Annotated in this window: 22 protein-coding genes and 2 pseudogenes; 2 read left to right on the top strand and 22 right to left on the bottom strand. The window is 55.6% G+C overall.

Annotation, left to right across the window (positions count from 1 at the left end):
• Positions 1-67: 67 nt before the first annotated feature.
• The 7 genes from A0V43_RS03810 to yneA form a co-directional block, all read right to left on the bottom strand.
• Positions 68-1,819, bottom strand: coding sequence for an ABC transporter transmembrane domain-containing protein (locus A0V43_RS03810; RefSeq protein WP_063192412.1), 1,752 nt, complete (start codon positions 1,817-1,819; stop codon positions 68-70).
• A 124-nt stretch (positions 1,820-1,943) separates the two neighbouring features.
• Positions 1,944-2,156 carry a YneF family protein gene (locus A0V43_RS03805; protein ID WP_011230833.1) on the bottom strand — a complete coding sequence of 71 codons (213 nt, stop codon included), beginning with the start codon at positions 2,154-2,156 and terminating at the stop codon, positions 1,944-1,946.
• Between the two features lie 89 nt (positions 2,157-2,245).
• Positions 2,246-2,683: a sporulation inhibitor of replication protein SirA gene (gene sirA, locus A0V43_RS03800; protein WP_015374473.1), complete on the bottom strand. Its 438-nt coding sequence runs from the start codon at positions 2,681-2,683 to the stop codon at positions 2,246-2,248.
• 246 nt (positions 2,684-2,929) lie between these two features.
• Positions 2,930-4,936 carry a transketolase gene (tkt, locus tag A0V43_RS03795; RefSeq protein ID WP_063192411.1) on the bottom strand — a complete coding sequence of 669 codons (2,007 nt, stop codon included), beginning with the start codon at positions 4,934-4,936 and terminating at the stop codon, positions 2,930-2,932.
• A gap of 100 nt (positions 4,937-5,036) precedes the next feature.
• Positions 5,037-5,267, bottom strand: coding sequence for a DUF896 domain-containing protein (locus A0V43_RS03790; RefSeq protein ID WP_063192410.1), 231 nt, complete (start codon positions 5,265-5,267; stop codon positions 5,037-5,039).
• Between the two features lie 129 nt (positions 5,268-5,396).
• Entirely contained in the window at positions 5,397-6,050 is a 654-nt protein-coding gene (locus A0V43_RS03785) for a YneB family resolvase-like protein (protein ID WP_015374471.1), read from the bottom strand.
• Positions 6,051-6,069: 19 nt separating this feature from the next.
• The gene (yneA, locus tag A0V43_RS03780; protein ID WP_015374470.1) at positions 6,070-6,375 is read right to left on the bottom strand and encodes a cell division suppressor protein YneA; all 306 of its coding nucleotides are present in this window, start codon (positions 6,373-6,375) and stop codon (positions 6,070-6,072) included.
• A 151-nt stretch (positions 6,376-6,526) separates the two neighbouring features.
• Between yneA and lexA the strand changes: the two genes are divergently transcribed.
• Positions 6,527-7,150 carry a transcriptional repressor LexA gene (lexA, locus tag A0V43_RS03775; protein ID WP_011230827.1) on the top strand — a complete coding sequence of 208 codons (624 nt, stop codon included), beginning with the start codon at positions 6,527-6,529 and terminating at the stop codon, positions 7,148-7,150.
• 63 nt (positions 7,151-7,213) lie between these two features.
• Here lexA and glnA read toward each other — a convergent pair whose 3' ends face one another.
• From glnA to hflX, 4 genes are all read right to left on the bottom strand, one after another.
• Positions 7,214-8,548, bottom strand: coding sequence for a type I glutamate--ammonia ligase (glnA, locus tag A0V43_RS03770; protein ID WP_033006260.1), 1,335 nt, complete (start codon positions 8,546-8,548; stop codon positions 7,214-7,216).
• 39 nt (positions 8,549-8,587) lie between these two features.
• On the bottom strand, positions 8,588-8,989 hold the full coding sequence (locus A0V43_RS03765; RefSeq protein WP_020756060.1) for a MerR family transcriptional regulator: 402 nt from the start codon (positions 8,987-8,989) through the stop codon (positions 8,588-8,590).
• Between the two features lie 76 nt (positions 8,990-9,065).
• Complete coding sequence (locus tag A0V43_RS03760; RefSeq protein WP_063192409.1) at positions 9,066-10,337, bottom strand: methionine gamma-lyase family protein; 1,272 nt, start codon at positions 10,335-10,337, stop codon at positions 9,066-9,068.
• Between the two features lie 13 nt (positions 10,338-10,350).
• Positions 10,351-11,598, bottom strand: a complete 1,248-nt coding sequence (gene hflX, locus A0V43_RS03755) for a GTPase HflX (RefSeq protein ID WP_063192408.1) — start codon at positions 11,596-11,598, stop codon at positions 10,351-10,353.
• Positions 11,599-11,758: 160 nt separating this feature from the next.
• Here hflX and A0V43_RS03750 point away from each other — a divergent pair, with 160 nt between their 5' ends.
• On the top strand, positions 11,759-12,376 hold the full coding sequence (locus tag A0V43_RS03750; protein WP_063192407.1) for a trimeric intracellular cation channel family protein: 618 nt from the start codon (positions 11,759-11,761) through the stop codon (positions 12,374-12,376).
• 322 nt (positions 12,377-12,698) lie between these two features.
• Here A0V43_RS03750 and A0V43_RS03745 read toward each other — a convergent pair whose 3' ends face one another.
• From A0V43_RS03745 to miaA, 11 genes and pseudogenes are all read right to left on the bottom strand, one after another.
• Complete coding sequence (locus A0V43_RS03745; RefSeq protein ID WP_063192406.1) at positions 12,699-13,577, bottom strand: DMT family transporter; 879 nt, start codon at positions 13,575-13,577, stop codon at positions 12,699-12,701.
• A 99-nt stretch (positions 13,578-13,676) separates the two neighbouring features.
• The gene (locus A0V43_RS03740; RefSeq protein WP_013145689.1) at positions 13,677-14,246 is read right to left on the bottom strand and encodes a Uma2 family endonuclease; all 570 of its coding nucleotides are present in this window, start codon (positions 14,244-14,246) and stop codon (positions 13,677-13,679) included.
• 148 nt (positions 14,247-14,394) lie between these two features.
• Positions 14,395-15,546, bottom strand: coding sequence for a thiolase family protein (locus A0V43_RS03735; RefSeq protein ID WP_206501581.1), 1,152 nt, complete (start codon positions 15,544-15,546; stop codon positions 14,395-14,397).
• A gap of 14 nt (positions 15,547-15,560) precedes the next feature.
• A pseudogene (locus tag A0V43_RS18595) lies at positions 15,561-15,641 on the bottom strand (3-hydroxyacyl-CoA dehydrogenase NAD-binding domain-containing protein); the annotation flags it as partial.
• 14 nt (positions 15,642-15,655) lie between these two features.
• On the bottom strand, positions 15,656-17,275 hold the full coding sequence (locus tag A0V43_RS03730; protein ID WP_063192405.1) for a long-chain fatty acid--CoA ligase: 1,620 nt from the start codon (positions 17,273-17,275) through the stop codon (positions 15,656-15,658).
• 3 nt (positions 17,276-17,278) lie between these two features.
• Positions 17,279-18,352 (bottom strand): CaiB/BaiF CoA transferase family protein, encoded by a 1,074-nt coding sequence (locus A0V43_RS03725; protein ID WP_063192404.1) that lies wholly within the window; start codon positions 18,350-18,352, stop codon positions 17,279-17,281.
• A 14-nt stretch (positions 18,353-18,366) separates the two neighbouring features.
• Positions 18,367-19,512, bottom strand: a complete 1,146-nt coding sequence (locus A0V43_RS03720; RefSeq protein WP_060788117.1) for an acyl-CoA dehydrogenase family protein — start codon at positions 19,510-19,512, stop codon at positions 18,367-18,369.
• 25 nt (positions 19,513-19,537) lie between these two features.
• Positions 19,538-21,112 (bottom strand): fatty acid--CoA ligase, encoded by a 1,575-nt coding sequence (locus A0V43_RS03715; protein WP_063192403.1) that lies wholly within the window; start codon positions 21,110-21,112, stop codon positions 19,538-19,540.
• A 256-nt stretch (positions 21,113-21,368) separates the two neighbouring features.
• Positions 21,369-22,300 (bottom strand): annotated as a pseudogene (gene spoVK / locus A0V43_RS03710) (stage V sporulation protein K).
• A gap of 333 nt (positions 22,301-22,633) precedes the next feature.
• A complete protein-coding gene (gene hfq, locus A0V43_RS03705) occupies positions 22,634-22,861 on the bottom strand; it encodes an RNA chaperone Hfq (protein ID WP_011230812.1) in 228 nt (75 codons plus the stop codon).
• Positions 22,862-22,895: 34 nt separating this feature from the next.
• Complete coding sequence (miaA, locus tag A0V43_RS03700; protein WP_063192402.1) at positions 22,896-23,840, bottom strand: tRNA (adenosine(37)-N6)-dimethylallyltransferase MiaA; 945 nt, start codon at positions 23,838-23,840, stop codon at positions 22,896-22,898.
• Positions 23,841-23,976: the final 136 nt, after the last annotated feature.

Below are 23,976 nucleotides of genomic sequence, written 5' to 3'. Positions count from 1 at the left end.
TATCTCCACAAACAACTTGTGTTTTCATGTTTTTCGATCCGCTCGTTTTTGGCGGGAGCTCGAACGTTCAGGTCTGTTGTTGCTCCGCAAGCGCCTCAAGCTGCTGGCGTCGATGCATGTCACGATACCAGCCGTCTTCTGCCATCAGCTGCTCGTGCGTTCCGGCCTGCACAATTCGCCCCCCGTCAAGGACGAGAATCCAATCGGCATGCTCAACCGCGCTTAAACGATGAGCGGCGATGATCGTCGTTTTTCCGCGCCGCTCCTGTTTGAGCGCCGCTAAAATCCGCGCCTCGGTCTTCGCATCCACGGCCGACAACGCATCATCCAAAATGAGCACTTCCGGGTCAATGAGAAGCGCCCGGGCGATGGACAGCCGCTGTTTTTGCCCACCGGATAGGGAAACGCCGCGCTCGCCGATGACCGTCTCATACCCGTCAGGAAACTGCAAAATGTCATCATGAATGTCGGCCAGCCGCGCCGCCCGGACGACCTCGTCCTCTCTGGCTTCCGGCTTGGCAAAGGCAATGTTGTCGCGGACAGAGGCAGAAAACAAGAAATGGTCTTGCGGCACGTAGCCGATCGCCGAACGGAGCGCGAAAAGCGTATAATCGCGGATGTCGCGGCCGCCGAAGCGAATCTCGCCGTCATAGCCGTCAAACTCGCGCAGCAGCAGGCGAAGCAGCGTCGTTTTGCCCGCCCCGGTTTTGCCGACGACGCCAAGCGTCGCCCCGCGCTCCAGCGAAAAACGAATGTCCGCGAGCGCCGGCTTTGTCTCTCCCGGATAGACGAACCGGCGAACACGGTATTCAATGTCCCCTTTCGGCGGGACATCTACGGCATCGGGGTGCTCGATGATTTCATCTTGTTCAGCCAACAGCGCCCGCACCCGGTCGTACGAAGCGCGCCCTCGCTCAACAATGTTAAACAGCCAGCCGAACGCCAACATCGGCCAAATGAGCAGGCCAAGGTAGGTCGTAAACGACACAAGCTCGCCGATCGTCAATTCGCCCGCCAAAACCATTTGGCTGCCAAACGCCACAGCGAGAAAAAACGACAGCCCAACAAGCAGCCCGATCGTCGGATCAAACAAGGCGTCAATTTTGGCGACGGCAACGTTTTTCGCCACGACGTCTTCCGATTGACGGCGAAACGCCTCGACATCGTGTTCCTCATAGCCGAACGCCTTGATGACGCGGATGCCGCTGACGCTTTCCTGCACCTTGTCGTTCAGCGACGAAAACGCCGCTTGCGCCGTTAAAAACCGACGATGGAGCATCGTCCCATAGCGGCTCGTCGCCGCCGCCATCACGGGCATCGGCAATAGGCTGATGAGCGTCAGCTTCCAGCTGATCGAAAACGCCATCGTCGCCAACACGAACCCGCCAAGCGTCACTGAGTCAACAAGCGTCAAAATGCCGCTTCCGGCCGTCTGCTGAATCGCCTGCAAATCGTTGGTCGCATGGGCCATTAAATCGCCGATCCGCTTCCGCTGGTAAAACGACGGCGACATGTTCGTAAAATGCTGATACAGCTCGTTGCGCAGCTGGCGGGCAAGCTTGACCGCCGAACCGAAAATGAAAATGCGCCAAGCGTAGCGGAGCCCGTAAAGCGCCGCCGCAACGGCGGCGAGGACGGCGATCCAGCGGATGAGCACTTCTTTTGTCATCGTGCCGTTTTTCATATGATCGACCAACAGGCCGAGCACTTTCGGCGGGACGGTCTCCAAAAACGCCACGATGACAAGCACGAAAATGCCGGTGATATATGCCTTCTTTTCTTGACGGAAAAACCAAAACAAATCGCGAAACACGCGCATAAGGCCCGCCCTCCTTTCATTTGGCTGACGAACAATCGCCATATTATTGTAACAAAACTAGAAAAATTTTGAAAGAACATTTTGGCAAAATAAAAAGACACTCTCGATCGAGTGTCCGTTTCGCTTATTTCAGTTGATTGTTCATCATTTTCATCATCTGATTGATTTTCTTCTGGGATGGCGTCATTCCCATTTGCATCATCATCATGCGAATCATTTGTTCATTGATCGGCGGGTTTTTCTTCAAATAATTGATCATCGTTTTGCGGGCGACGAAAAATCCGATCGCCACCCCGGCGATGAGCGCCAGCACGCCAACGAGAATCGTACCCCACATAACAGCGATTTTCCTCCTTCTTGTTGTCTCCCTAACAGTGTACTAAACGATGCGTCATTAGACAATATTTCGCGGCAAAAATCTTTTCATTACGCAAATTTTCTTCCTTGTCGAGGCGCAGACAGCCAGTAGTAATCGACAAAATCGGCGTCGACCGCCAAAAACGTCGGCGAAATCCGAGCGAGCGCCCGTCCGATGTCCGCGGCAAGCGGCGCGCTGTCAGCGACAAGAAGCAAGCGGCGCTTTTGCACGACAAGCAACGCTTCCTCGCCGGAATCGTTTTGCAAAACAAACATATTGCGCTCCAAATTTTTGCCGACGCGGCCGGCAAAATATTGCTTTAAGCCAAGTTCCAGGCGCGAAAATGACAGCCGTTCGGTGATAAATTCGACTTGCTTGCGGCAAATCGCCTTCAGCGGCGCTTTCGCGTATTGATGCTCACGAAGCAGTTCGACAATTTTTTCTGCCCGATGGCGGTAATGCGACGCCACATCGTCATTCAACAAATAAATCCAATAGCGGACCATGCCCCATCCCCCATTTCTGTTCAATCTATTTTCTATTATAGAAAATGAAAGGGGAAAAATATGTCTATTAACGGCAAGTTTTTTCACTAACATTGTCGATTTTTGTTTGCGATGGCCATGCGGCCGCAAACAGGCCAACAAACAAGCCTTTGCCCTCGATTCAACCCCGAAAATACTTGACCAAAGCGCAGCCATCTTTCGCAAAAACAAGCTGCCCCTGCAACAACGCAAGGGCAGCTTTTCCGGTTACTTGCCGAGCAGCGCTTTTGTGCGGCGGACGACGTTGTCAACCGTAAAGCCATACTCGGCCATGATTTTCTCTCCCGGAGCGGAAGCACCGAATCGGTCGATGGCCAAAATGTCGCCCTCGGCGCCGACGTAGCGCTCCCAACCGAGCGACGCGCCCATTTCAATGGCGAGCCGCTTCGTCACGGCCGGCGGAAGCACTTCATCGCGGTACGATTTTGGCTGCGCTTCGAAGCGGTCCCACGATGGCATGCTGACGACAGCGACGTCGATGCCATCGGCGGCGAGCGCTTCCTGCGCTTTCACCGCCAAGCTCACCTCCGAACCAGTCGCCAACAACAGCGCCTCCGGAGCGCCGTTTTTCGCCGGTGAAACGACGTACGCACCTTTTTTCACGCCTTCATACGCCAACTCAGCTGTTGCCGCCAACGTCGGCACATCTTGACGCGTCAAGACGAGCGCAGTCGGCTTGTCCGTCGATTCGAGCGCCAACCGCCATGCGGCCGCCGTTTCGTTTGCGTCAGCCGGTCGGATGACCGACAAGTTCGGCATCGCCCGAAGCGAAGCGAGATGTTCGATCGGCTCGTGCGTCGGCCCGTCTTCGCCGACGGCGATGCTGTCGTGCGTCAAGACGTAGATGACCGGCAAGCCCATCAGCGCCGCCAAGCGGATCGCTGGACGCAAATAGTCAGAGAACACGAAGAACGTGCCGCCGAACACTTTCAACCCGCCATGGAGCGCCATGCCATTGAGCGCCGCCCCCATGGCAAACTCGCGCACTCCAAACCAAATGTTGCGCCCTTCGTAGCTGTCCGGCAAGAAGTTGCCGCCGCCTTTGATGAGCGTTTTATTCGAGCTTGCCAAGTCCGCCGAACCGCCAAACAATTGCGGCACCGCTTTGGCGATGGCGTTGATCACGTCCCCGGACGATGAGCGGGTCGCCAAGCTTTTGCCTGCTTCGTATACCGGCAAAGAAGCTTCCCATCCATCTGGCAGTTTGCCTTCGATCGCTCGCTTCAATTGGGCGGCCAGTTCCGGATGGGCCTGTTCATAGGCGGCGAGCTGCTCATTCCATTCCGCCTCTTTTTTCGCTCCCGGCTCTTGCACCGTCGCACGGAAGTGGGCGTACACTTCTTCTGGCACGTAAAAATCTTCCGCAAATGTCCAACGATACGCCTCTTTCGTCAGCTTCGCCTCTTGGGCGCCGAGCGGAGCGCCGTGGACGCCGGACGTGCCCGCTTTATTTGGCGCGCCGTAGCCAATCGTCGTTTTGACTTCAATGAGCGTCGGCCGGCTGAGGTCTGCCCGCGCCTCCTCGAGCGCTTTGGCGATTTCTTCAATATTGTTGCCGTCCTCAACGCGCAAATATTGCCAACCGTACGCTTGGAAACGTTGGGCGACGTTTTCCGAGAACGACAGGTTGAGCTCCCCGTCCAGCGAAATGTCGTTCGAGTCATACAGGACGATCAGACGGCCGAGCTTCAAGTGGCCGGCGAGTGACGCCGCTTCGCTCGCCACTCCTTCCATCAAATCGCCATCGCCGCAAATGGCGTACGTATAATGATTGATAATCTCAAACCCGTCGCGGTTGTATGTAGCGGCCAAATGCCGCTCCGCCATCGCCATGCCGACCGCCATCGCGATCCCTTGGCCAAGCGGTCCCGTCGTCGCTTCCACGCCCGGCGTATGGCCGTATTCCGGATGGCCCGGCGTTTTGCTTCCCCATTGACGGAATTGTTTCAAATCATCCATCGATACGTCGTAGCCGCTTAAATGAAGCAAGCTGTACAATAACATCGACCCGTGCCCGGCTGACAAGACAAACCGGTCGCGGTTGAACCAGTTTGGATTCGCCGGGTTATGATTCATAAATTTCGTCCAAAGCGTGTACGCCATCGGCGCCGCGCCCATCGGCATGCCCGGGTGCCCGGATTTCGCTTTTTCGATCGCGTCAATCGACAGCGTTCGAATCGTCGTAATCGCCAACTCCTCGATTGAATGCGCCATCGTCTTCCTCCCTTTCATCAACATGGTGTCATTTACTATCATATAGAAAATCGATCGGCTTGTACAACGTTATTTTCCGAGCCACCCCTCTTTCGACCGTTTAATGGAAGCGCCGCCACTGGCTTTCCTTTAATTTTTTCGGCGTCACGTCGTTGCCGTTCGGGTCAATGACGGTCACTGTATGGAGCATATCGGTCATCGCCTTGCGGAACGCTTGAATGTACTCACGGCGCAGCTTCGCTTGCTCGAAGGCCTCTTCGGCCGACAAGCCGGCCGTTTTCGCTTTTTTCGCCAGTTCATTGATGCGGGCTAATTTATGTTTGGCAAGCATTGATTATCTTCTCCTATCTGCCATATTCTCACCCTGTTTTATCTTATCTGATCAACCGGGAAGATGGCAACGATGGCAGCTTGGCTTCCTTTGCCCGCTCGCCGCTTTAGGGTCAGGCGCAGTACACGATCAACGCCGCCTTTGTTGCTCGTCCATATATTCCTGGTAACGCCGATGGACGGTCGCCTTGGACGCCTCGTAACCGAAGCTTCGCATCGTCGCGGCGATATCGGCAAACGTCAGTCCGCGCTCGCGCAAGCGGACGATCTCCTCAACCGGCAGATCAATTCGATCGCGCCCGGCGTTTTCGCCCCGGCGCCTTAGGTTCCGCTCCGGTCGGTAGCCGCTGGCGATGGCTCGCTGCATGCCACGCTTAATTTTGGCGTTATGTATTTTTCTTTGGTACTCCTCGACAATCGCGATGATGGATAACACCATCTCATCGGCCTCCGACAGCGGCATCTCCCCGCGGTGGCTGGCGCTGTATATTTTCACCCCTTGCTTTTTCAAGCAATGCAGCACCGCCATGCGCGCATGGCCGCGCCCAAGCCGCGTTTCATCTTGAATGAGCAGCACATCGACCTCGCCTTCCTCGCACAGCGAAAGCAGCTCCAACACGCCGTCGCGGTCGGCTTCATAACCGCTCGCCTGCTCGGCGATCACTTTAACGACTTCAAATCCACACTCGGCCGCCAGTCGCTCGAGCTCATCTCGTTGCCTCGCGAGCGACGTTTCCTGTTCAGCTTTGTCCGTGCTGACTCGGCAGTAAATGACCGCCCTCATGGCCAATCCCTTCTTTCCATCACTGATTGACGGCCACCGAGCCGCCCTGCTTTGATTTTAACACAGGAATGACAATTTGTTCACCGGCGGCAAGACGCGGGCTCGGCAAATGGTTGACATCGACGACCCAGCGGATGAACTCATCAGGCGGCATATGGTGTTCCTGTTCGTACTGTTTTGCCAGCCCCCAAAGCGTATCGCCGGGAGCGACCGTGATCGTCACGTATTCTTTTTTATCGACCGGGCTGCTGGCGTAAACGAACCCTGCCAACACGAGCGCAAACAAAAATGAAAACAAAACATAGTGCAGCAACGTTTTCCCCATTCTCCCCACCCTTTCTAGAATGTTTGTTCGCTTTCCTTCATTATAGTCAAGAACATTTGTTTGTGTCAATAAAAAACTCGAACTTATGTTTGTTTTTTCGTCTTCCGCATGGTATAATGAAGGCAAATGATGTGGCGAGAGGTGTGAAACCATGACGAAACTGTCAAAACGACAACAGCAAATTTTAGAGTTTATTAAACAGGAAGTAAAAACAAAAGGCTATCCTCCGTCGGTGCGGGAAATTGGGGAAGCGGTTGGATTGGCGTCAAGTTCGACGGTCCACGGGCATCTCGCGCGCCTAGAAAGCAAAGGGTACATCCGCCGCGACCCGACAAAGCCGCGCGCCATTGAAATTTTGGACAACGATATGGCGAAGGAGAGAGAAAAAGAGGAGATCATCTCGGTGCCGATCATCGGCAAGGTGACGGCCGGCCAACCGATTACAGCGGTGGAAAACATCGAAGGCTACTTTCCGCTGCCGAAGCGGCTCGCCGCCGGCGAGGAGCAGCTGTTTATGCTTGAAGTGATGGGCGACAGCATGATCGAAGCCGGCATTCTCGACGGCGACTACGTCATCGTCCGCCAGCAGTCATCGGCCAACAACGGCGACATCGTCGTCGCCATGACGGAAGACAACGAGGCGACGGTGAAGCGGTTTTTCAAGGAAAAAGACCACATCCGCCTGCAGCCGGAAAACGCCCATCTTGAGCCGATCATCGTCCGCGACTGCACGATTCTCGGCAAAGTGATCGGCGTCTATCGCCTGTTCGACTGACTCGTGCCGGCCTGCGCCCATAAAAAAGCTGCCCTGAAAAAAACGGGGCAGCTTTTTTATGAATCAGTAGAGTTCCATATATTGGTCCAATTCCCATTGATGAACCGTTGTCCGATACATATCCCACTCAATTTCTTTCGCCTCGACGAAATGTTCGAATAAATGTTTGCCGAGCGCGTGAATCATCACTTCATCGGACTTCAAGTTTTCCAACGCTTCATAGAGCGTTGCCGGCAAATCGACAATGCCTTCTTCGAGCCGTTCTTCTTTCGTCATGACGTAAATGTTTCGATCCACTGGCGCCGGAGGAGTGAGCTTGTTCCGAATGCCGTCAAGCCCAGCGGCTAAAAGCACCGCCATGGCCAAGTATGGGTTGGCCGACGGGTCAACGCTGCGCACCTCAATGCGCGTGCTCATGCCGCGCGAAGCGGGAATGCGGATGAGCGGGCTGCGGTTGCGCGCCGACCAAGCGACGTAGCACGGCGCTTCATAGCCTGGAACAAGCCGCTTGTACGAGTTGACGGTCGGGTTCGTCACCGCCGTAAAGTTCGGCGCATGCTTCAGCACACCGGCGATAAACTGCCGCGCCGTATCGCTCAACTGCAAGTCGCCGTTCGGATCGAAAAAGGCGTTTTCACCGTTGCGGAACAGCGACAGGTTGCAATGCATTCCTGAACCGTTAATCCCAAAAATCGGCTTCGGCATAAAGGTCGCATGCAATCCATGTTTGCGGGCGATCGTTTTGACGACGAGCTTAAACGTTTGAATGTCGTCGCACGCTTTAATCGCATGGGCGTATTTAAAATCGATCTCATGCTGGCCCGGGGCGACTTCATGATGGGACGCTTCGATTTCAAACCCCATTTCCTCAAGCTCGAGCACAATGTCGCGCCGGCAGTTTTCCCCGAGATCCGTCGGCGCCAAATCGAAATAGCCGCCGCGATCGTTCAGCTCCATCGTCGGGTGTCCTTTTTCGTCAAGCTTGAAAAGGAAGAATTCAGGCTCAGCTCCTAAGTTAAAGGCGTTGAAGCCAAGCGCCTCCATCTCTTTCAGCATCCGCTTCAAGTTATAGCGCGGACAGCCTTCAAACGGCGTGCCGTCCGGGTTGTAAATGTCGCAGATAAAGCGGGCGACTTTCCCTTTTTCTGCGGTCCACGGGAAAATGACGAACGTATCCAAGTCCGGATACAAATACATATCCGACTCTTCAATGCGGACAAATCCTTCGATCGACGACCCGTCAAACATAATTTTGTTGTTAAGCGCTTTCTCCAGCTGGCTGATCGGAATTTCGACGTTTTTGATCGTGCCCAAAATATCGGTGAATTGCAGGCGGATGTACTTGACATTTTCCTCTTTGACGATGTGTAGAATGTCGTCACGCGTATATTTTGCCATGTCCAAACTCCTCCCCGGCTCGGAAATCATGTTCCGTCATTAATGAAAGAAGCGAGCGAGATCTCCTTGGCGAAGCGATGCGCGCTGGAACCGCCCGGCCTGCAGCAATTCATTCCGCAAAATTTCGCGCAGTTCTTCGTCCGACAGCTTCGGTTTTCCTACTTTTTCGACTTTCTCCGCCTGCTGGTGGCGTCCTTCCTCCCGCGCGGCAAAAATTTGCTTAATGCCCGCCAAGTTGACGCCTTGGTCGATCAAATCTTTAATTTCCAGCAAGCGGTCAATGTCATTGAGCGAAAACAGCCGCCGGTTGCCTTCCGTGCGCGCTGGCGTGACGAGGCCGTGCTCTTCGTAATAGCGGATTTGGCGGGCCGATAGATCCGTCAGCTGCATCACGATCCCAATCGGAAACAATGGCATGGAACGACGAATATGGCTGCTCATGCCAATTCCTCCTCGCTTTTGATACCTTCATTTTACCATAATGTCAAGAAACGAGTCAATGAAGCGTTACATTTTCTCACAAACAAATCAACTGCTGTTCAAGCAAACGGTGGACGGCTGAACAAATGGCGATTTTGACGTGTGAATACGTCAGCCCGCCTTGCACGTAGGCGACATATGGCGGCCGCAGCGGCCCGTCTGCCGTTAGCTCGATGCTCGCGCCCTGCACGAACGTGCCTGCCGCCATGATGACTTTGTCCTCATAGCCGGGCATCTCGCTTGGATACGGGGTGAAATGGGCGTTGACGGGAGAAGCGGCTTGGATGGCTTGGCAAAAAGCGACCATTTGTTCTGGATCGTCAAAGCGGACCGATTGCACGAGGTCTGTGCGCTTCTCCTTCCACGACGGCGATGTCGAAAGCCCGATGCGCTCGAGCATCGCCGCCGTAAACACCGCCCCCTTGAGCGCCTGGCCCACGGTGTGCGGCGCAAGGAAAAAGCCTTGATACATATCCGGCAAGTTGTAAAGCGACGGACCGACTTCCGCTCCAATGCCCGGAGAGGTCATCCGGTAAGCGCACGCTTCGACGTATTTTTGCCTCCCAACGATATAGCCGCCTGTTTTCGCCAAGCCCCCGCCCGGGTTTTTAATGAGGGAGCCGGCCATCAAATCGGCGCCGACATGACACGGCTCTTTCTCCTCCACAAACTCGCCGTAGCAGTTGTCGACAAACACGACGACGTCGGGCTTAATCGCTTTGACAAAAGCGATCATCTCCGCGATTTCGTCGACCGTAAACGACGGGCGTGTCGCATAGCCGCGCGAACGTTGAATGCCGATCATTTTCGTCCGCTCATGGATCGCTTCACGAACGGCCGAAAAATCGACCATCCCTTCTGCTGTGAGCGGCACGCTGCGATAACGAATGCCAAACTCTTTCAGCGAGCCGACGCCGCGGCCGCGGACGCCGACGATTTCCTCAAGCGTATCGTACGGAGCGCCGGTGATGTAAAGCAGTTCATCGCCCGGGCGCAACACGCCAAACAGCGCGATGGCAATCGCGTGCGTGCCGGAAATGATTTGCGGGCGCACAAGCCCTGCTTCCGCCCCGAATACATCGGCGTAAATGCGGTCAAGCGTATCGCGGCCGATATCGTCATAGCCATACCCGGTCGATGGGATGAAATGCCCGTCGCTCACTTGATGGCGGCGGAAACTGTCGAGCACGCGATATTGGTTCGCATCGACCATCCGGTCGATGCGCCGGTGGATCGGCGCAATTTGCTGTTCAACTTCCTCAACAAGTGCAGCGATCGTTTCTCCATGTTTCCATTGTGTCCAAAACATCGATGAACCCTTTCTACCGTTGGAATGATTGCAATTCCCCATACAAGGGATGCGCTGGCAGCACGTACCCTTGGCAGTCGTACGTGCCCCTTTGTTCATTATAATGCCATTCGTGCAAAATGGTGTCCGATTTTAGCTGGGCGAGCAGTTTTCCTTCCCCGCTCGGGATCGATACGTCATAATGAACCATTTGCCGTTTCACCGCTTCTTCAATAAAGCGGCGGAGCCGGTCGACATCGGCAGCCGAGAGCGCGCTCATCACGATCGCATCGGTTGTCGTCGGGAGAAATTCCAGCGTTTGCCGGTCGCTTTTATTGTAAACGGTGACGGCCGGAATGGAAGAAGCCCCTAGTTCCTCCAAGAGCCGCGATACCGTCCGCTCATGCTCGGCGTAGTCCGGATGCGACGAATCGACGACGTGAAGCAATAAATCCGCTTCCTTCACTTCTTCAAGCGTCGAGCGAAACGCAGCGACAAGCGTCGTCGGCAAGTCTTGGATGAACCCGACCGTATCGGTGAGAAGCACCGTATAGCCGCATGGCAAGACGCATTTGCGCGTCAACGGGTCGAGCGTGGCAAACAGCAAGTTTTCCTCGAACGAATCGGCGGCGGTCAGCCGGTTGAAAATCGTCGACTTGCCGGCGTTCGTATAGCCGACAAGCGCCACTTGAAAGGCGCGGTTTTTTTGCCGGCGCTCGCGGTAGCGTTCGCGATGCTCAGCCACCCGGCGAAGTTCGCCTTTAATATCGTCAATGCGGCGGCGAATGTGACGGCGGTCGGTCTCCAGCTTCGTCTCCCCCGGACCGCGCGTGCCGATGCCGCCGCCCAAGCGAGACAGCGCCTCCCCTTGGCCGCTAAGGCGCGGCAACATATACTCCAGCTGGGCGAGCTCGACTTGCAGCTTTCCTTCTTTCGATCGGGCGCGCTGAGCAAAAATGTCTAAAATGAGCTGCGTCCGGTCAAGGACTTTCACCTCGCCAAGCAGGTTCGTCAAATTGCGCGCTTGGCTTGGAGAGAGCTCGCTGTTGAAAATAACCACGTCCGGTTCCAGCTGCTTGACTATGGCGGCGAGCTCTTCCGTTTTCCCTTTTCCGATATACGTCGCCGGGTGCGGCGCTTCACGTTTTTGCGTCACCTCTGCCACAACCTCGCCGTTCGCCGTCGCAACGAGCGAAGCGAGCTCCTCCATCGAATAGCGAAACCGTTCATCATCGACACCAGCGAGCTGGCAGCCGACAAGGATCGCTTGTTCACGGCTCATGGCATCCCCCTTCCTTTCCCTCGCAGCGAACATGTTCTCTACGTTCATGATACCAAATCCCATCATCGGTCTGCTAGTTCGTTCCAAAAAAACGATTGATTTTCCGCCGCTTTTGCCTCTACAATGATACAAGAACAACGCACGGAAAGGAACAGCAAGAATGACGTGGGAAGTATTGAGCATCATCGGCACGATCGCCTTTGCCATTAGCGGGGCGATCGTCGCGATGGAAGAGGAGTACGATTTGCTTGGGGTGTACATTTTGGGAATCGTCACCGCCTTTGGCGGCGGAGCGGTGCGCAATTTGTTGATCGGGGTCCCCGTGTCGGCGCTATGGGAGCAAGGGCCGCTCTTTCTTGTCGCCTTAGTCTCGATGACGATCGTCTATTTATTTCCGAAACAAATGCTGCCGCCGTGGAAGCGGTGGGGCAACTTTTTTGACGCCCTCGGACTGTCGGCGTTCGCCATTCAAGGAGCGCTGCATGCCGTCAACATGGGGCATCCGTTAAGCGCGGTCATCGTCGCCGCGGTGTTGACCGGAAGCGGCGGCGGCATGATCCGTGACGTGTTGGCGGGAAGAAAGCCGCTCGTGTTGCGCGCAGAAATTTATGCCGCCTGGGCCATTCTCGCCGGTCTCGCCGTTGGGCTGAAATGGGCCGAATCGCCCATGGAGCTGTATGTGCTGTTGATTGTCGTCGCCGCCCTCCGCATTTTGTCGTACACATACGGTTGGAAGCTGCCGCGGCGGGCGGTTGGAGAAAAAGCGGGCGAGCAATGATCAAACGGCAAAAACAACATCTACTCATTGATTCGTACGAAAAGATAGACGGCTCCTCGCTTTTATATAGATGCAATTTAAAGCTTTGCCATTTTTCTTTTTTACCGGTCATTTCATCCGACTGTCGAGTGAACGAACAACGCCGCTTAAAGACCCATATATGGGTCTGTGAAGCAGGCGGTTGTTCGGTCCTCCGTCACGCCAAGGCGTGACGGAGAAGCCTGTGGCTTTCCTCCGACAGTCGAAAAGGGGAAAACCGCTTTTCCGTCAAGGATATGTTAAACTTCTTCGTTGCATCTATATAGTTTGCTGACGCTTTCCTTTACGCGCTTTGCTCGCTTCGCACCGCCACGACCACGCCGGCAACAATGAGCGCCCCGCCGAGCCAAAACGAGGCGGCGAGCTCCTCATGCAACAGCAGCCAGCCAAAGAGCGAGCCGACGAGCGGCTGGAAAAAGAAAAAGAGCGAGCCGACGCCGGCGTCGATCATTTCCATCCCTTTGTTCCAAAGAAAAAATGCCCCCGCTGTCGATACAACGCCAAGATACAACACCCCAAGGGCGACGGGAACGCTCCAATGGCTCGCGGCAAGCCCCGGCCCTTCGGTGAGCATCATCGGGGTCATGCCGATAAACGCAGTGAAAATAGCGTACGTGGTGATCGAAAGCACGGGCAGGCGGCCCGAAGCGATTTTCACAAGCACCGACAACAGCGCCCAAGTGATCGCTGCACCAACTAAAGCCATATTTCCGGCAAGCGTCGATTCCCCGCCGCCTCCAAGTCCGACGATGACGATGACACCCGCTGTCGCCAGTAGCAGCGCAGCCATTTTCCGCCATGTGAGCACCTCACCAAGCAGCCAGCGGGCAAACAAGACGACAAACGCCGGCGTCGAGGCGGTGATGAGCGAAGCGGTATGGGCGTTCGACCATTTCGTGCCGACAAACTGCAACGAAATGGAAACGACGTAGCCGATGATTCCGACCGTGATAATCATTCCCCAGTCACGCCCATTCTTTGGGGGGCGCTCACCTTTCATCGCGGCGATGGCACCGAGCACAATCAAGGCAACGGCGTAGCGCAGCCAGACGAGCGTAAACGGCGGAATGTAGTCCAACACGTATTTGCTCACGACGTACATCCCGCCCCAAATGCTGGCAGCAAGCGATAAACACAAGGAAGCGAGAACAGGTTGTTTCATGGCATCGATCCCCCTATGCGTTCTTCTTTCTGCTGCTGACATCAAAGGCGAAGCCGTTATTTCCAGAGATGGCAGTCAAACAAGGCTGTTCTCCATCAGCTACACATCGCTTTCTTCCGGAGGAAACACGGGGGCGAGCGAAACCGTCAAATCCGGTTGCCAAAACGAAACCAGCTCATCGCTTGGCCCAAAAACCGCTCGCTGCTCGAATCGTCCATCTTGCCAGCTGAGCACTTCGATCGTTCGATTGCTGGGGTCTACCATCCAATATTCATGCACACCATATTTTTCGTATAAATAGTATTTCTGGTTTCGATCGCGCAGAGCGGTGCTTGGTGACAGCACTTCCACAACGAGATCGGGAGCCCCCTTCATTCGCCGATTCCCGATTCGCTCCACCCGACAAACGACTGATAAATCCGGCTGAACAACCGTTTTCGCCATCCGTTCCGGCTCCTCAGGATCAAGCTGAACATCAAACGGGGCCAGAATGACATGACAGCCACGCGCCTGAAAATGCGAAGCCAATGCAAGGTGCAGTTGTCCGACCACATACTGGTGCTCAAACGACGGAGACGCCAATAAATAGGGAACGCCATCGATCAGTTCCCAATTCCCTTCCCAATGTTGAATGTCGCCATACGTGTAAAACGGCTTCTCCTTCTGCACTGTGCTTGCGCTCCTCCTTTCACTTGCTTTTCTTTCATCTTATCACAATGTTCCAGCTCCATGGCATATTTTTATTTTCAAAGAGAAAACAGCGGCCGCCACCGCTGTTGAGTGTGTGTCAAACAAATGTTTTTTCCACGCGTTGCTCTTACTCCCGCTCGATGATCGTCGCCGTCGCCATCCCGTGGCCGATGCAAATCGTCAATAGCCCATAGCGGCCGCCGCACCGTTCCAGTTCGTGAACGAGCGATGTCATGAGCTTCACACCGGTGGCGCCGAGCGGATGGCCAAGCGCAATGGCGCCGCCGTTGACATTCACCTTCTCAAGCGGAGCGCCGATTTCTTTTTGCCAGGCGAGCACGACCGGGGCGAACGCTTCGTTGATTTCAATGAGGTCGATGTCATCGATCGAGAGGCCGGCTTTTTTCAGCACTTGCCTCGTCGCCGGGATGACGCCATCGAGCATATACGTCGGGTCGGAGCCGACGACCGTTTGCGCGACGATGCGCGCTTTCGGCGTGAGCCCAAGCCGCCTCGCCGCCTCCCGCTCCATCAGCAAAACAGCGGCCGCCCCGTCGCTCATTTGGCTCGCATTGCCGGCGGTGATGACGCCGTCTTCTTGAAACACCGGCTTGAGCGCGGCGAGCGCTTCCGGTGATGTATCGGCCCGCGGCCCTTCATCATCGGTGACAAAGATTTCGCGGCCGTCGCGGTCAAGCCCTTTGACTGGGACAATTTCGGCGCGAAACTTCCCCTCGCGCAAGGCGGCCAAGGCGCGCCGATGGCTTTCGTAGGCATAGGCATCCAGCTCCGCGCGCGTCAGGCCGTATTTTTTGGCGATCCGCTCAGCCGAGACGCCCTGGTGGATGAATTCGTATTTTTCATGAAGCGACGGCGGAATCGTCTGCTCGTTGCCATCGCTTAAAATCGGCACTTTCGTCATGCTTTCGACTCCGGCGGCGATCGTGACATCCATATCGCCAGAGCGGATTTCCTGGGCGGCAAAATGAATCGCCTGCTGCCCCGAGCCGCACATTCGGTTGATTTGCACGGCCGGCACTTCGATCGGGAATCCGGCCTCGAGCGCCGCCAGCCGGCCGATGTTGTACCCTTGTTCGGCGATCGGCGTCACGCAGCCCATGACGATGTCTTCGACCATCCGTTTCTCAATGCCCGCCCGGCGCACGACTTCATCGAGCACCACCGCGGCAAGATGCACCGGATGAACATCCCGGAAGACGCCGTTTCGCTTGCCGACCGGCGTCCTGACGGCTTCCACAATCACCGCTTCACGCACCATTTTCTCCCCCTTGTTGTTTTTCCCGCCATCGCCGCCGTTTGCGCGATGCCGCTTCCCATCACCCCGGCGCCGATGACCGCAATTGTGTCTGCCACGGTGTCCGCCTCCTTTACTCCTTCGCCGCATCGGCATAGCGCGCTGCCATCTCATCGCGCAGTTTCCGCTTCAAAAACTTGCCGACGCTCGTTTTCGGAATTTCATCGAGAAACACAATGTCATCCGGCAGCCACCATTTTGTAAATTGCGGGCGCAAAAAGTCGTACAGCTCTTCTTTTGTCACGCTTTTGCCTTCTTTCAGCACGACGCAGGCAATCGGGCGCTCTTGCCATTTCGGATGCGGCACAGCGACGACCGCCGCTTCGAACACCGCCTCATGGGCCATAAGCGCATTCTCCAAATCAACCGATGAAATCCATTCGCCGCCGCTTTTAATGACATCCTTCGTCCGGTCGACAATTTTCACAAACCCTTCTTCGTCCACGGTGACGACATCGCCCGTATGGAGCCAGCCATCGCGAAATGCTTCGTTCGTTCTCTCATCGTTGTAATACTCGGCGGCAATCCACGGACCGCGCAAGCAAAGCTCGCCCATTTCCTGCCCGTCCCAACGAACCGGCCCGTTTTGGCCGATCACTTTCATCTCAAGCCCCGGCGCAAGCAGCCCTTGCTTGGCGCGAATGTCCAGTTTCTCCTCGTACGACAGCCCGTCTTGATAGCTTTTCGGGCGTGAGACAAGCACAAGCGGGCTCGTTTCGGTCATGCCGTACGCGTGAATGAACGGAATGCCGTATTTTTCTTCAAACGCACGGATGATCCCTTTCGGCGCGGCTGAACCGCCGCAAATGACGCGCGTTAGGCTGCTGACATCGTAGTTCCCTTTCTCCAATTCTTGCAACAGCCCGAGCCAAATCGTCGGCACGCCAGCGGTGATCGTCACTCGTTCGGCGTCAATCAGCTCGGCAAGCACTTTCGGCGTAAACGCCGGACCCGGCATGACGATCGTCGAACCGAACCAAGTAGCGGCAAACGGCAGCCCCCACGCGTTGACATGGAACATCGGTACGACCGGCATGACGACATCGCGCTCGCATAACCCTTGCGTATCAGCCAGCCCTAACGCCATCGCGTGCAAGACGGTGCTGCGGTGCGTATACACAACCCCTTTCGGATTTCCCGTTGTCGCCGACGTATAACACATACCAGCCGGTTGGTATTCATCGAGGTCTTTTAAGAACGGAAATGTTGGATCGCCCTCGGCAAGCAGTTTCTCGTAATGGTACACCGGCGAGAGCTTCGTTTCCGGCAGCTCGTCGGCATCGGTCATGACGATGAAAGCGCGTACATTCGGGATCTCGTCCTTGATCGCTTCAATTGCCGGCAGCAAATCATCATCGATCAGCAGCACACGGTCATCGGCATGGTTGATGATGTAAGAGATATGCTGCGGCGAAAGGCGGATGTTGATCGTATGGAGCACCGCCCCGATGCCGGGAATGGCAAAATACGCTTCCAAATGGCGGTGATGATTCCAAGCGAACGTGCCGACGCGGTCGCCGACTTCCACCCCGAGCCGCTTCAACACGCTTGACAGCCTGCGCGTCCGCTCGCCGATCTCCTTGTATGTATGGCGGACGACGCCTCCTTTCATGCGCGAAACGACTTGTTTTTTCGGGAAAAACAACTCCGCCCGCTCGAGCATCATGGAAATGTTTAACGGTGTTTTCATCATCGGTCATTCCTCCCCCTTTACCAAATGCGCATGTTCATTGACTTTAGGCGGCTCCCCGCCGCCCCATTGGCCGTCCGGCCCATGTGCGGCCGTCCACACGCCGCCCGGCTGCAGCCGAACGAGATGGCGGAGCCGGCCGTCAGCAAACAGCGCCTTCGCCTCACCCGTCTCCAGCACCGGGGCAAGGCAGACGTCGACCGCTTCGGCGAACGCGCTCCACTCATCCAATGTCTTTTCACGGAACAAGGCGGCGAGCTCATCATATACGGCTTCCCCCGATCGCGCCGGCGCCCATTGCGCCTCCGTCCATTCCGGATGGCCGACCGCCTCGCAAAACCGCCGCCAAAAGTGCGGCTCGAGCGCCGCTAAACTCATATAACGGCCGTCTTTTGTCTCGTACAGCTGATAGCACACCACCTCCCCAGACAACTCGGAAAGACCGGTCTTCGGCCCACCGCCGTGTTCAATGGCAAAATGGCCAGCCATCATCGCTGCCAAGCCATCGACAAGCGAAACATCAAGATGGGCGCCTTTGCCGGTTCGCTCGCGTGCAAAGAGGGCAGCCAAAATGCGCTCGGCCGCCGCCATGCCGCCGATAAAATCGGCAAGCGTGATCTTCGGATGAACCGGTCGGCCGCGTTCATCGGCCAGCTGCGCCAATAAGCCGGAGAGCGCCATATAGTTTAAATCATGGCTGCCAAGCAATGAGCGGCCGCTCTGTTGACCGAAGCCGCTGATCGAGCAATAGATGATTTGTTCGTTCATGCGGCACATATCGTCATAACCGAGCCCAAGCCGCGCCATCACCCCGGGGCGGAAGCTTTCGATCACCACATCGGCGCGGGCGGCGAGCCGCCGGGCTTGCTCGCGCCCCGCCTCCGTCTTTAAATCAAGAGCGACGCTTTGTTTACCGGCGTTATAGGCGGCAAACAACCGGCCCTCGGCGAACGGGCGCAGCCGGTCGCCGGACGGCGGCTCGATTTTGATGACGTCCGCTCCGAGCTGCGCGAGGCGCCAGCTGGCAAACGGGCCGGGCAAGTAATGGGAAAAATCAACGACTACAATGCCATGAAGCATGTCTTTCCCTCTCTCTACAAATCTAGCTGCCGGGCGATGATCGTTTTCATCATCTCGTTCGTCCCGGCGTAGATGGCGCTTACGGGAATGTCGCGATAGCGCCGGGCAATCTCGTATTCTTCCATATAGCCGTAGCCGCCGTGCAGCTGCATCGCCTCGGCGGCGACGCGTTTGGCCATCTCGGTGATCCACCATTTCGCCATCGACACTTCGGTGACGATCTGTTTTCCTGCCATATGCTCCTCGATGACACGGTCGACAAACGCGCGGCCAAGGGTGATTTCCGTCGCCATCTCGGCAAGGCGGAACTGGACGGTCTGAAACTCGCTCACCCGTTTGCCGAACGCCGTGCGCTGTTTGACATATTGCTTCGTCAAGGAAAACATCACTTCCGCCGCCGTTTGGGCGGCAATGGCGACAACGAGCCGCTCCTGCTGGAGCTTTTCCATCAAATAGTAAAAACCTTTTCCTTCTTCGCCGAGCAAGTTATGCGCCGGCACTTTCGCATCTTGGAAAAACAGCTCAGCGGTATCTTGGGCGTGCAGCCCGACTTTTTCAAGCTTCCGGCCGCGCGTAAACCCCGGCGTATCCCGCTCCACGACAAGCAGGCTGATGCCGCGGTGCGGCGGCTTTGCCTGCGGATCGGTTTTGCAGGCGACGACGATCAAGTCGGCATGAATGCCGTTCGTGATAAACGTTTTTTGTCCGTTGACGATGTAATAATCGCCGTCTTTGATGGCCGTCGTTGAAATGTTCGCCAAATCCGAACCGGCGCCTGGCTCGGTCATGGCGATCGCCGTGATGAGCTCGCCGGTGACGCATTTTGGCAGCCATTTTTGTTTTTGCTCCTCCGTTCCGTACGATGCGATATACGGCGTGACAATGTCGTTGTGCAAGCCGATGCCGACGAGGCTCGATCCAACTTTTTCTAGTTCTTCGTTAATGACAACCGAATAGGCAAAATCGGCGTTGAGACCCCCATACTTCTCATCGACCCAGGGGCAAAGAAAGCCGTTCTCGCCCATCTTCGCCCAAAACGAACGCGGAATGATGCCGCGCTTCTCCCAATCGTTATAATGCGGGTACGCTTCTTTTTCCAAAAACTTGCGAAACGCCGCGCGGAACATATGGTGCTCCTCACGCAAATAGCGAGCCGTCACCCGTTCATCCCTCTCTTCTGTTCGGTCACTTTTTCTCTGTTCCGCCCGCCGCCTGTTTTTTCAGCTGTTCGCGCAGCAAAAACTTTTGGATTTTCCCGCTCGCGTTGCGGGGCAGAGCATCGATGAAATAGTAGGCGCGCGGACGTTTGTACGGAGCAAGGCGGTCGCTCGTTTTGCAAAACTGCTCGAGCTCATCGGCGGTCAGGAGGTCATCTTTTTTGACGACGAAGGCGACGACTTTTTCGCCCCACAGCTCATCCGGCTCGCCGAGCACAGCGACATCAAGCACTTTCGGATGCTCGTACAACACGTCCTCGACTTCGCGCGGATAGACGTTTTCCCCGCCGCTGATCACCATGTCATCGACCCGGTCGGCGACATACAAGTAGCCGTCTTCATCAAGGTAGCCAAGGTCGCCGGAATGATACCAACCTTTGTACAACGCTTTTTCCGTCGCTTCCTCGCGCTTGTAGTAGCCAGCCATCATGCACGGCCCGCGCATCACAATTTCACCGACTTCATATGGCGGCAGCACATCGTCTGGGTCGGACGGCCCGTCTTCACGCGCGCGGACGACGCGGATCTCATGGTTCAGGCAGGCGCGTCCAGCGGAACCGACTTTTTTCAGCTGCTCGTCTTCCAACAAAAACGTCACCGCCGGCCCCATTTCCGTCATGCCGTACGCTTGAATCAGCTCGATGCCGAGCCGCTCTTGGCATTGCCTGACAAGCGCTGGAGCCATCGGAGCGGCGCCGTATAGGCCGAGGCGAAGCGAAGATAAATCGTAACCGCTTACATTCTCCTGCAAGATCATGTTCCACATCGTCGGGGCTCCGAATAGGATCGTAATCCGCTCCCGTTCGATCGTTTCAAGCACGAGCTTGGCGTCAAAATGGTGCAAAATGACGCTCGCCGCTCCGGCATGCACGCGCGGCAGCAAGCAGCAATGCAGCTCGGCGCAATGGAACAGCGGCGCTGCCGCCAGCCCGCGATCCGTCTCGCGGATGCGCATGACGCCATGGCAAATGACGCTTTGCTCGATCATGTCGCGGTGACGGTGCATCACTCCTTTTGGACGCCCAGTTGTGCCGCTTGTATACATAATGGCATAAAGATCGCTCTCATCCACATGAACAGGCGGCGCTTCCTCTCCAGCCCGCGCGGCCTGCTCGTGAGCGTTTTTGGCAAACGGCGGCGGATCGCGGTCGATCGACCAAAATGACACGTGCGGGAAACGACTGTGAATCGCGGCAAGTTCCGGTTCCACCGCCCGTTCAAACAGCACAATTTTCGGCTCGGCGTCCATCAAAATATAGGCGATTTCTTCCGCCCTCAGCCGAAAGTTGATCGGATTGAACACCGCGCCGATTTTGGCGCAGGCAAACAAAGCGGTCGCGAGCTCAAGCGTATTGTACAGCACCGTCGAAACACGGTCTCCTTTGCGGACGCCCGCTTCCAAAAACGCGTTCGCCCACCGATTCACTTCCCTCTCCCATTCGGCGTACGTATAGCGGCGTCCGGTCGCCGCGTCGACGACCGCCTCCCGGTTTGGAAACTTTCGCACTGTCTGGGAAAACATCTCCCCAATCGTCATGTACAAGCGCCTTTCCCCTTTTCTCCGAATGGACGCAGGGCGTGCAGATCTACTAGACAGATAATTCAGATAAATATCTGTATGATGCCCCCGCTGTTTATGTATTCGCTCTTTTTGATCGCATTCCTCTTTTTTGCGGCACAAAAAAGAAAGGAAGACCTCTTTCTTTCGACAAGAAAAAGAAAGAGGAGCCTCCTTTGCTTTTTTCATCTCGCGCCGAGAAGACCCCCACTTCCACGTGTGAGCGTAGGTGGGAGAGCGTTCAAGCATGAATCACTAAATCGCGGTCACGGATCGTCATCAGCTCTTTTTTGTCGTAGCGCCCTTCATGAAGAAGGCGGACCGCCTGCTTGCGGATCGCTTTTTCGATTAAGTTGCGCACATAGCGGCCATTGCTGAACTTGAGGCGGCCGGTCGCTTCCAGCGTCCCTTCGAGATGAATGTACAGTTTCCGCTCCGCTTCCGGCGTCATTTCATACTCGCGTTCGCGCAGCATTTGCTTGGCGATTTGCACAAGCTCCTCGACCGTATAATCGGGAAACTCGATCGTGAGAGGAAAGCGCGACGGCAAGCCGGGATTTAGCGACAAAAAGTAGTCCATTTCTTTCGGATAGCCGGCCAAAATCACAACCAAGTCGTCGCAATAGTCTTCCATCCCTTTGACAAGCGTGTCAATCGCTTCTTTGCCGAAATCTTTTTCGCCCCGCGGGCGAGCGAATACGCTTCATCGATGAACAAAATTCCGCCGCGCGCTTTTTTGATCAAATCGCGCGTTTTGCTCGCCGTATGCCCGATGTACTCTCCGACCAAATCGGCCCGCTCCGCCTCGATGAAATGCCCTTTGGACAGCACGTTCATCTCAAAAAACAGCTTGCCGAGCAAGCGCGCCACCGTCGTTTTGCCGGTGCCGGGATTGCCTTTGAAAATCATATGGAGCGCCTGGCGGTTGGCCTTTAAGCCGTTCTCCTTGCGCAGCCGGTTGATGTACAGCCAGGCGTAAATTTCCTTGATGATTTTTTTGACATGATCAAGGCCGATCAGTTGATCAAGCTCCTTTTGAATATTGCGGAGCGCCTGATGCTCTTCGCCATCGAGCCAGTCGTTTCTCTCTTCTTTCACTAAATGGTTTACCGTTTTGGAGTTCAACACGATGTTGATTTGCCCTTTCGCCTTGTTCATCGTCAATTCTGACAAGGGGCGTCACCTCGCTTCCCGTTTTCTGCCATCCGCACCCGTTCCGACTTGGCTTTTGACGCCTTGCCTTTTCGTTACTAGTATACGTACGCCACCGCCGATCCGTGACAATCGCCCAAACGAACAGCGGGTCGGCTATAGCGGAAAAAGTTTGTATATGTTTATTCACAAAAGCGGCGGTTTACGCCTGAATTCACCTCGTCCCTCACTTCCCTTCGGGTGACGCAGGAGCTTGTCGATCAAATAGCGGGCGCGGAAGGAAAACGGAAAATGGCAAAAAGCGCCCTCCGCGAAGGAAGGCGCCTTTTTTCGGCGGCATATGTACCGTCGGTCTTACTGTTCGGTTTCAAAATGGATGTTCCGCTCCGGCGCAAACGTCGAAATGGCGTGCTTGTAAATGAGCTGTTGTTTTCCTTGCACTTCCAAAAGTACGGTGAAGTTGTCAAACCCTTTAATGTACCCGCGCAGTTGGAAGCCGTTCAATAAGAAGACGGTCACTTGAATGCCCTCTTTGCGCAGCTGGTTTAAAAACTGGTCTTGAATATTGATCGTATTTTTCATCAAACGTCCTCCTCTTTTCTCTCTAAGGATATACTTATATATTCGCTTCAAGTTGAAGCTTTCCTGCCACATAGTGAGAAATTTCCTCCACCTTGGCGGCGAACTGCCCGGCGTCGGTCATGTCAAACCATTTCACCTGCATTTGGTTGCGAAACCAAGTGAGCTGCCGTTTCGCATAGCGGCGCGAATGTTGTTTCAGCTGCTCGATCGCTTCATCAAGGGAAACGCGGCCGTCAAAATAGTCGTACAGCTCCTTGTAGCCGATGGCTTGCACCGCCTGGCAGTCGCGCAAGCCGCGGTCATAAAGCGCCCTCGCCTCTTCAATCAACCCTGCGGCGATCATCTCATCGACCCGCTCGTTGATGCGGCGATAAAGTACCTTCCGCTCCGCCGTCAAGCCAACGATGGCCGCCTCATACAAAAGCCTCTTTTCTGTTTGCTGCCACTCGCTGAACGGCTTTCCGGTGCAATGGTACACCTCTAAGGCGCGGATGACGCGGCGAATGTTGTGCGGATGAATGCGGGCTGCACTGGTTGGGTCAACGGCCTCAAGCCGGCGGTGAAGCGCTTCGGCTCCTTGCTCGGCCGCCAGCTGTTTGAGCGCCCGGCGGTACGCTTCATCGGAAGGGGCGGCGGAAAATTGGTAATCGTAAAGGGCTGCCTGAATGTACAGCCCGGTGCCGCCGACGATGATCGGCAGCCGGCCGCGCGCCGAAATCTCGGTGATGAGCGCACGGCAAAGCCGCTGAAATTCGGCGACGGAAAACGGTTCGCACGGCTCTTTGATGTCCAGCAAATGATGCGGGATTCCTTCCATCTCATCAGGCTTCACTTTCGCCGTGCCAATGTCCATCCCTTTATAAATTTGCATCGAATCGCCGCTGATGACCTCCCCGCCCAGCTTTTTCGCCAACGCAATGCCGAGCTTCGTTTTGCCGACCGCCGTCGGCCCGACGATGACGGCGACTTTTTCAGCCATAGCACGTCACTGCTTTCTGTTGTGGGACTTGTGTCAACCATCATTATACATAAAAACAGCTGTGCATGGAACCATTTCTTTCATACGTTTTCGCCATCCACCAATCGTTTTATACATGGCAACGTGAAAAATCGCC

Origin of the sequence: Geobacillus sp. JS12 (assembly GCF_001592395.1) — a bacterium.
Lineage (GTDB): Bacteria > Bacillota > Bacilli > Bacillales > Anoxybacillaceae > Geobacillus > Geobacillus zalihae.
This window is presented reverse-complemented; position numbering and strand designations above follow the sequence as displayed.

Coding starts and splice junctions, on each gene's coding strand:
- A0V43_RS03810 (WP_063192412.1), bottom strand. CDS start 1,819: ATGCGCGTGTTTCGCGATTTGTTTTGGTTTTTCCGTCAAGAAAAGAAG.
- A0V43_RS03805 (WP_011230833.1), bottom strand. CDS start 2,156: ATGTGGGGTACGATTCTCGTTGGCGTGCTGGCGCTCATCGCCGGGGTG.
- sirA (WP_015374473.1), bottom strand. CDS start 2,683: ATGGTCCGCTATTGGATTTATTTGTTGAATGACGATGTGGCGTCGCAT.
- tkt (WP_063192411.1), bottom strand. CDS start 4,936: ATGGCGCATTCAATCGAGGAGTTGGCGATTACGACGATTCGAACGCTG.
- A0V43_RS03790 (WP_063192410.1), bottom strand. CDS start 5,267: ATGCTTGCCAAACATAAATTAGCCCGCATCAATGAACTGGCGAAAAAA.
- A0V43_RS03785 (WP_015374471.1), bottom strand. CDS start 6,050: ATGAGGGCGGTCATTTACTGCCGAGTCAGCACGGACAAAGCTGAACAG.
- yneA (WP_015374470.1), bottom strand. CDS start 6,375: ATGGGGAAAACGTTGCTGCACTATGTTTTGTTTTCATTTTTGTTTGCG.
- lexA (WP_011230827.1), top strand. CDS start 6,527: ATGACGAAACTGTCAAAACGACAACAGCAAATTTTAGAGTTTATTAAA.
- glnA (WP_033006260.1), bottom strand. CDS start 8,548: ATGGCAAAATATACGCGTGACGACATTCTACACATCGTCAAAGAGGAA.
- A0V43_RS03765 (WP_020756060.1), bottom strand. CDS start 8,989: ATGAGCAGCCATATTCGTCGTTCCATGCCATTGTTTCCGATTGGGATC.
- A0V43_RS03760 (WP_063192409.1), bottom strand. CDS start 10,337: ATGTTTTGGACACAATGGAAACATGGAGAAACGATCGCTGCACTTGTT.
- hflX (WP_063192408.1), bottom strand. CDS start 11,598: ATGAGCCGTGAACAAGCGATCCTTGTCGGCTGCCAGCTCGCTGGTGTC.
- A0V43_RS03750 (WP_063192407.1), top strand. CDS start 11,759: ATGACGTGGGAAGTATTGAGCATCATCGGCACGATCGCCTTTGCCATT.
- A0V43_RS03745 (WP_063192406.1), bottom strand. CDS start 13,577: ATGAAACAACCTGTTCTCGCTTCCTTGTGTTTATCGCTTGCTGCCAGC.
- A0V43_RS03735 (WP_206501581.1), bottom strand. CDS start 15,546: ATGGTGCGTGAAGCGGTGATTGTGGAAGCCGTCAGGACGCCGGTCGGC.
- A0V43_RS03730 (WP_063192405.1), bottom strand. CDS start 17,275: ATGATGAAAACACCGTTAAACATTTCCATGATGCTCGAGCGGGCGGAG.
- A0V43_RS03725 (WP_063192404.1), bottom strand. CDS start 18,352: ATGCTTCATGGCATTGTAGTCGTTGATTTTTCCCATTACTTGCCCGGC.
- hfq (WP_011230812.1), bottom strand. CDS start 22,861: ATGAAAAATACGATCAATATTCAAGACCAGTTTTTAAACCAGCTGCGC.
- miaA (WP_063192402.1), bottom strand. CDS start 23,840: ATGGCTGAAAAAGTCGCCGTCATCGTCGGGCCGACGGCGGTCGGCAAA.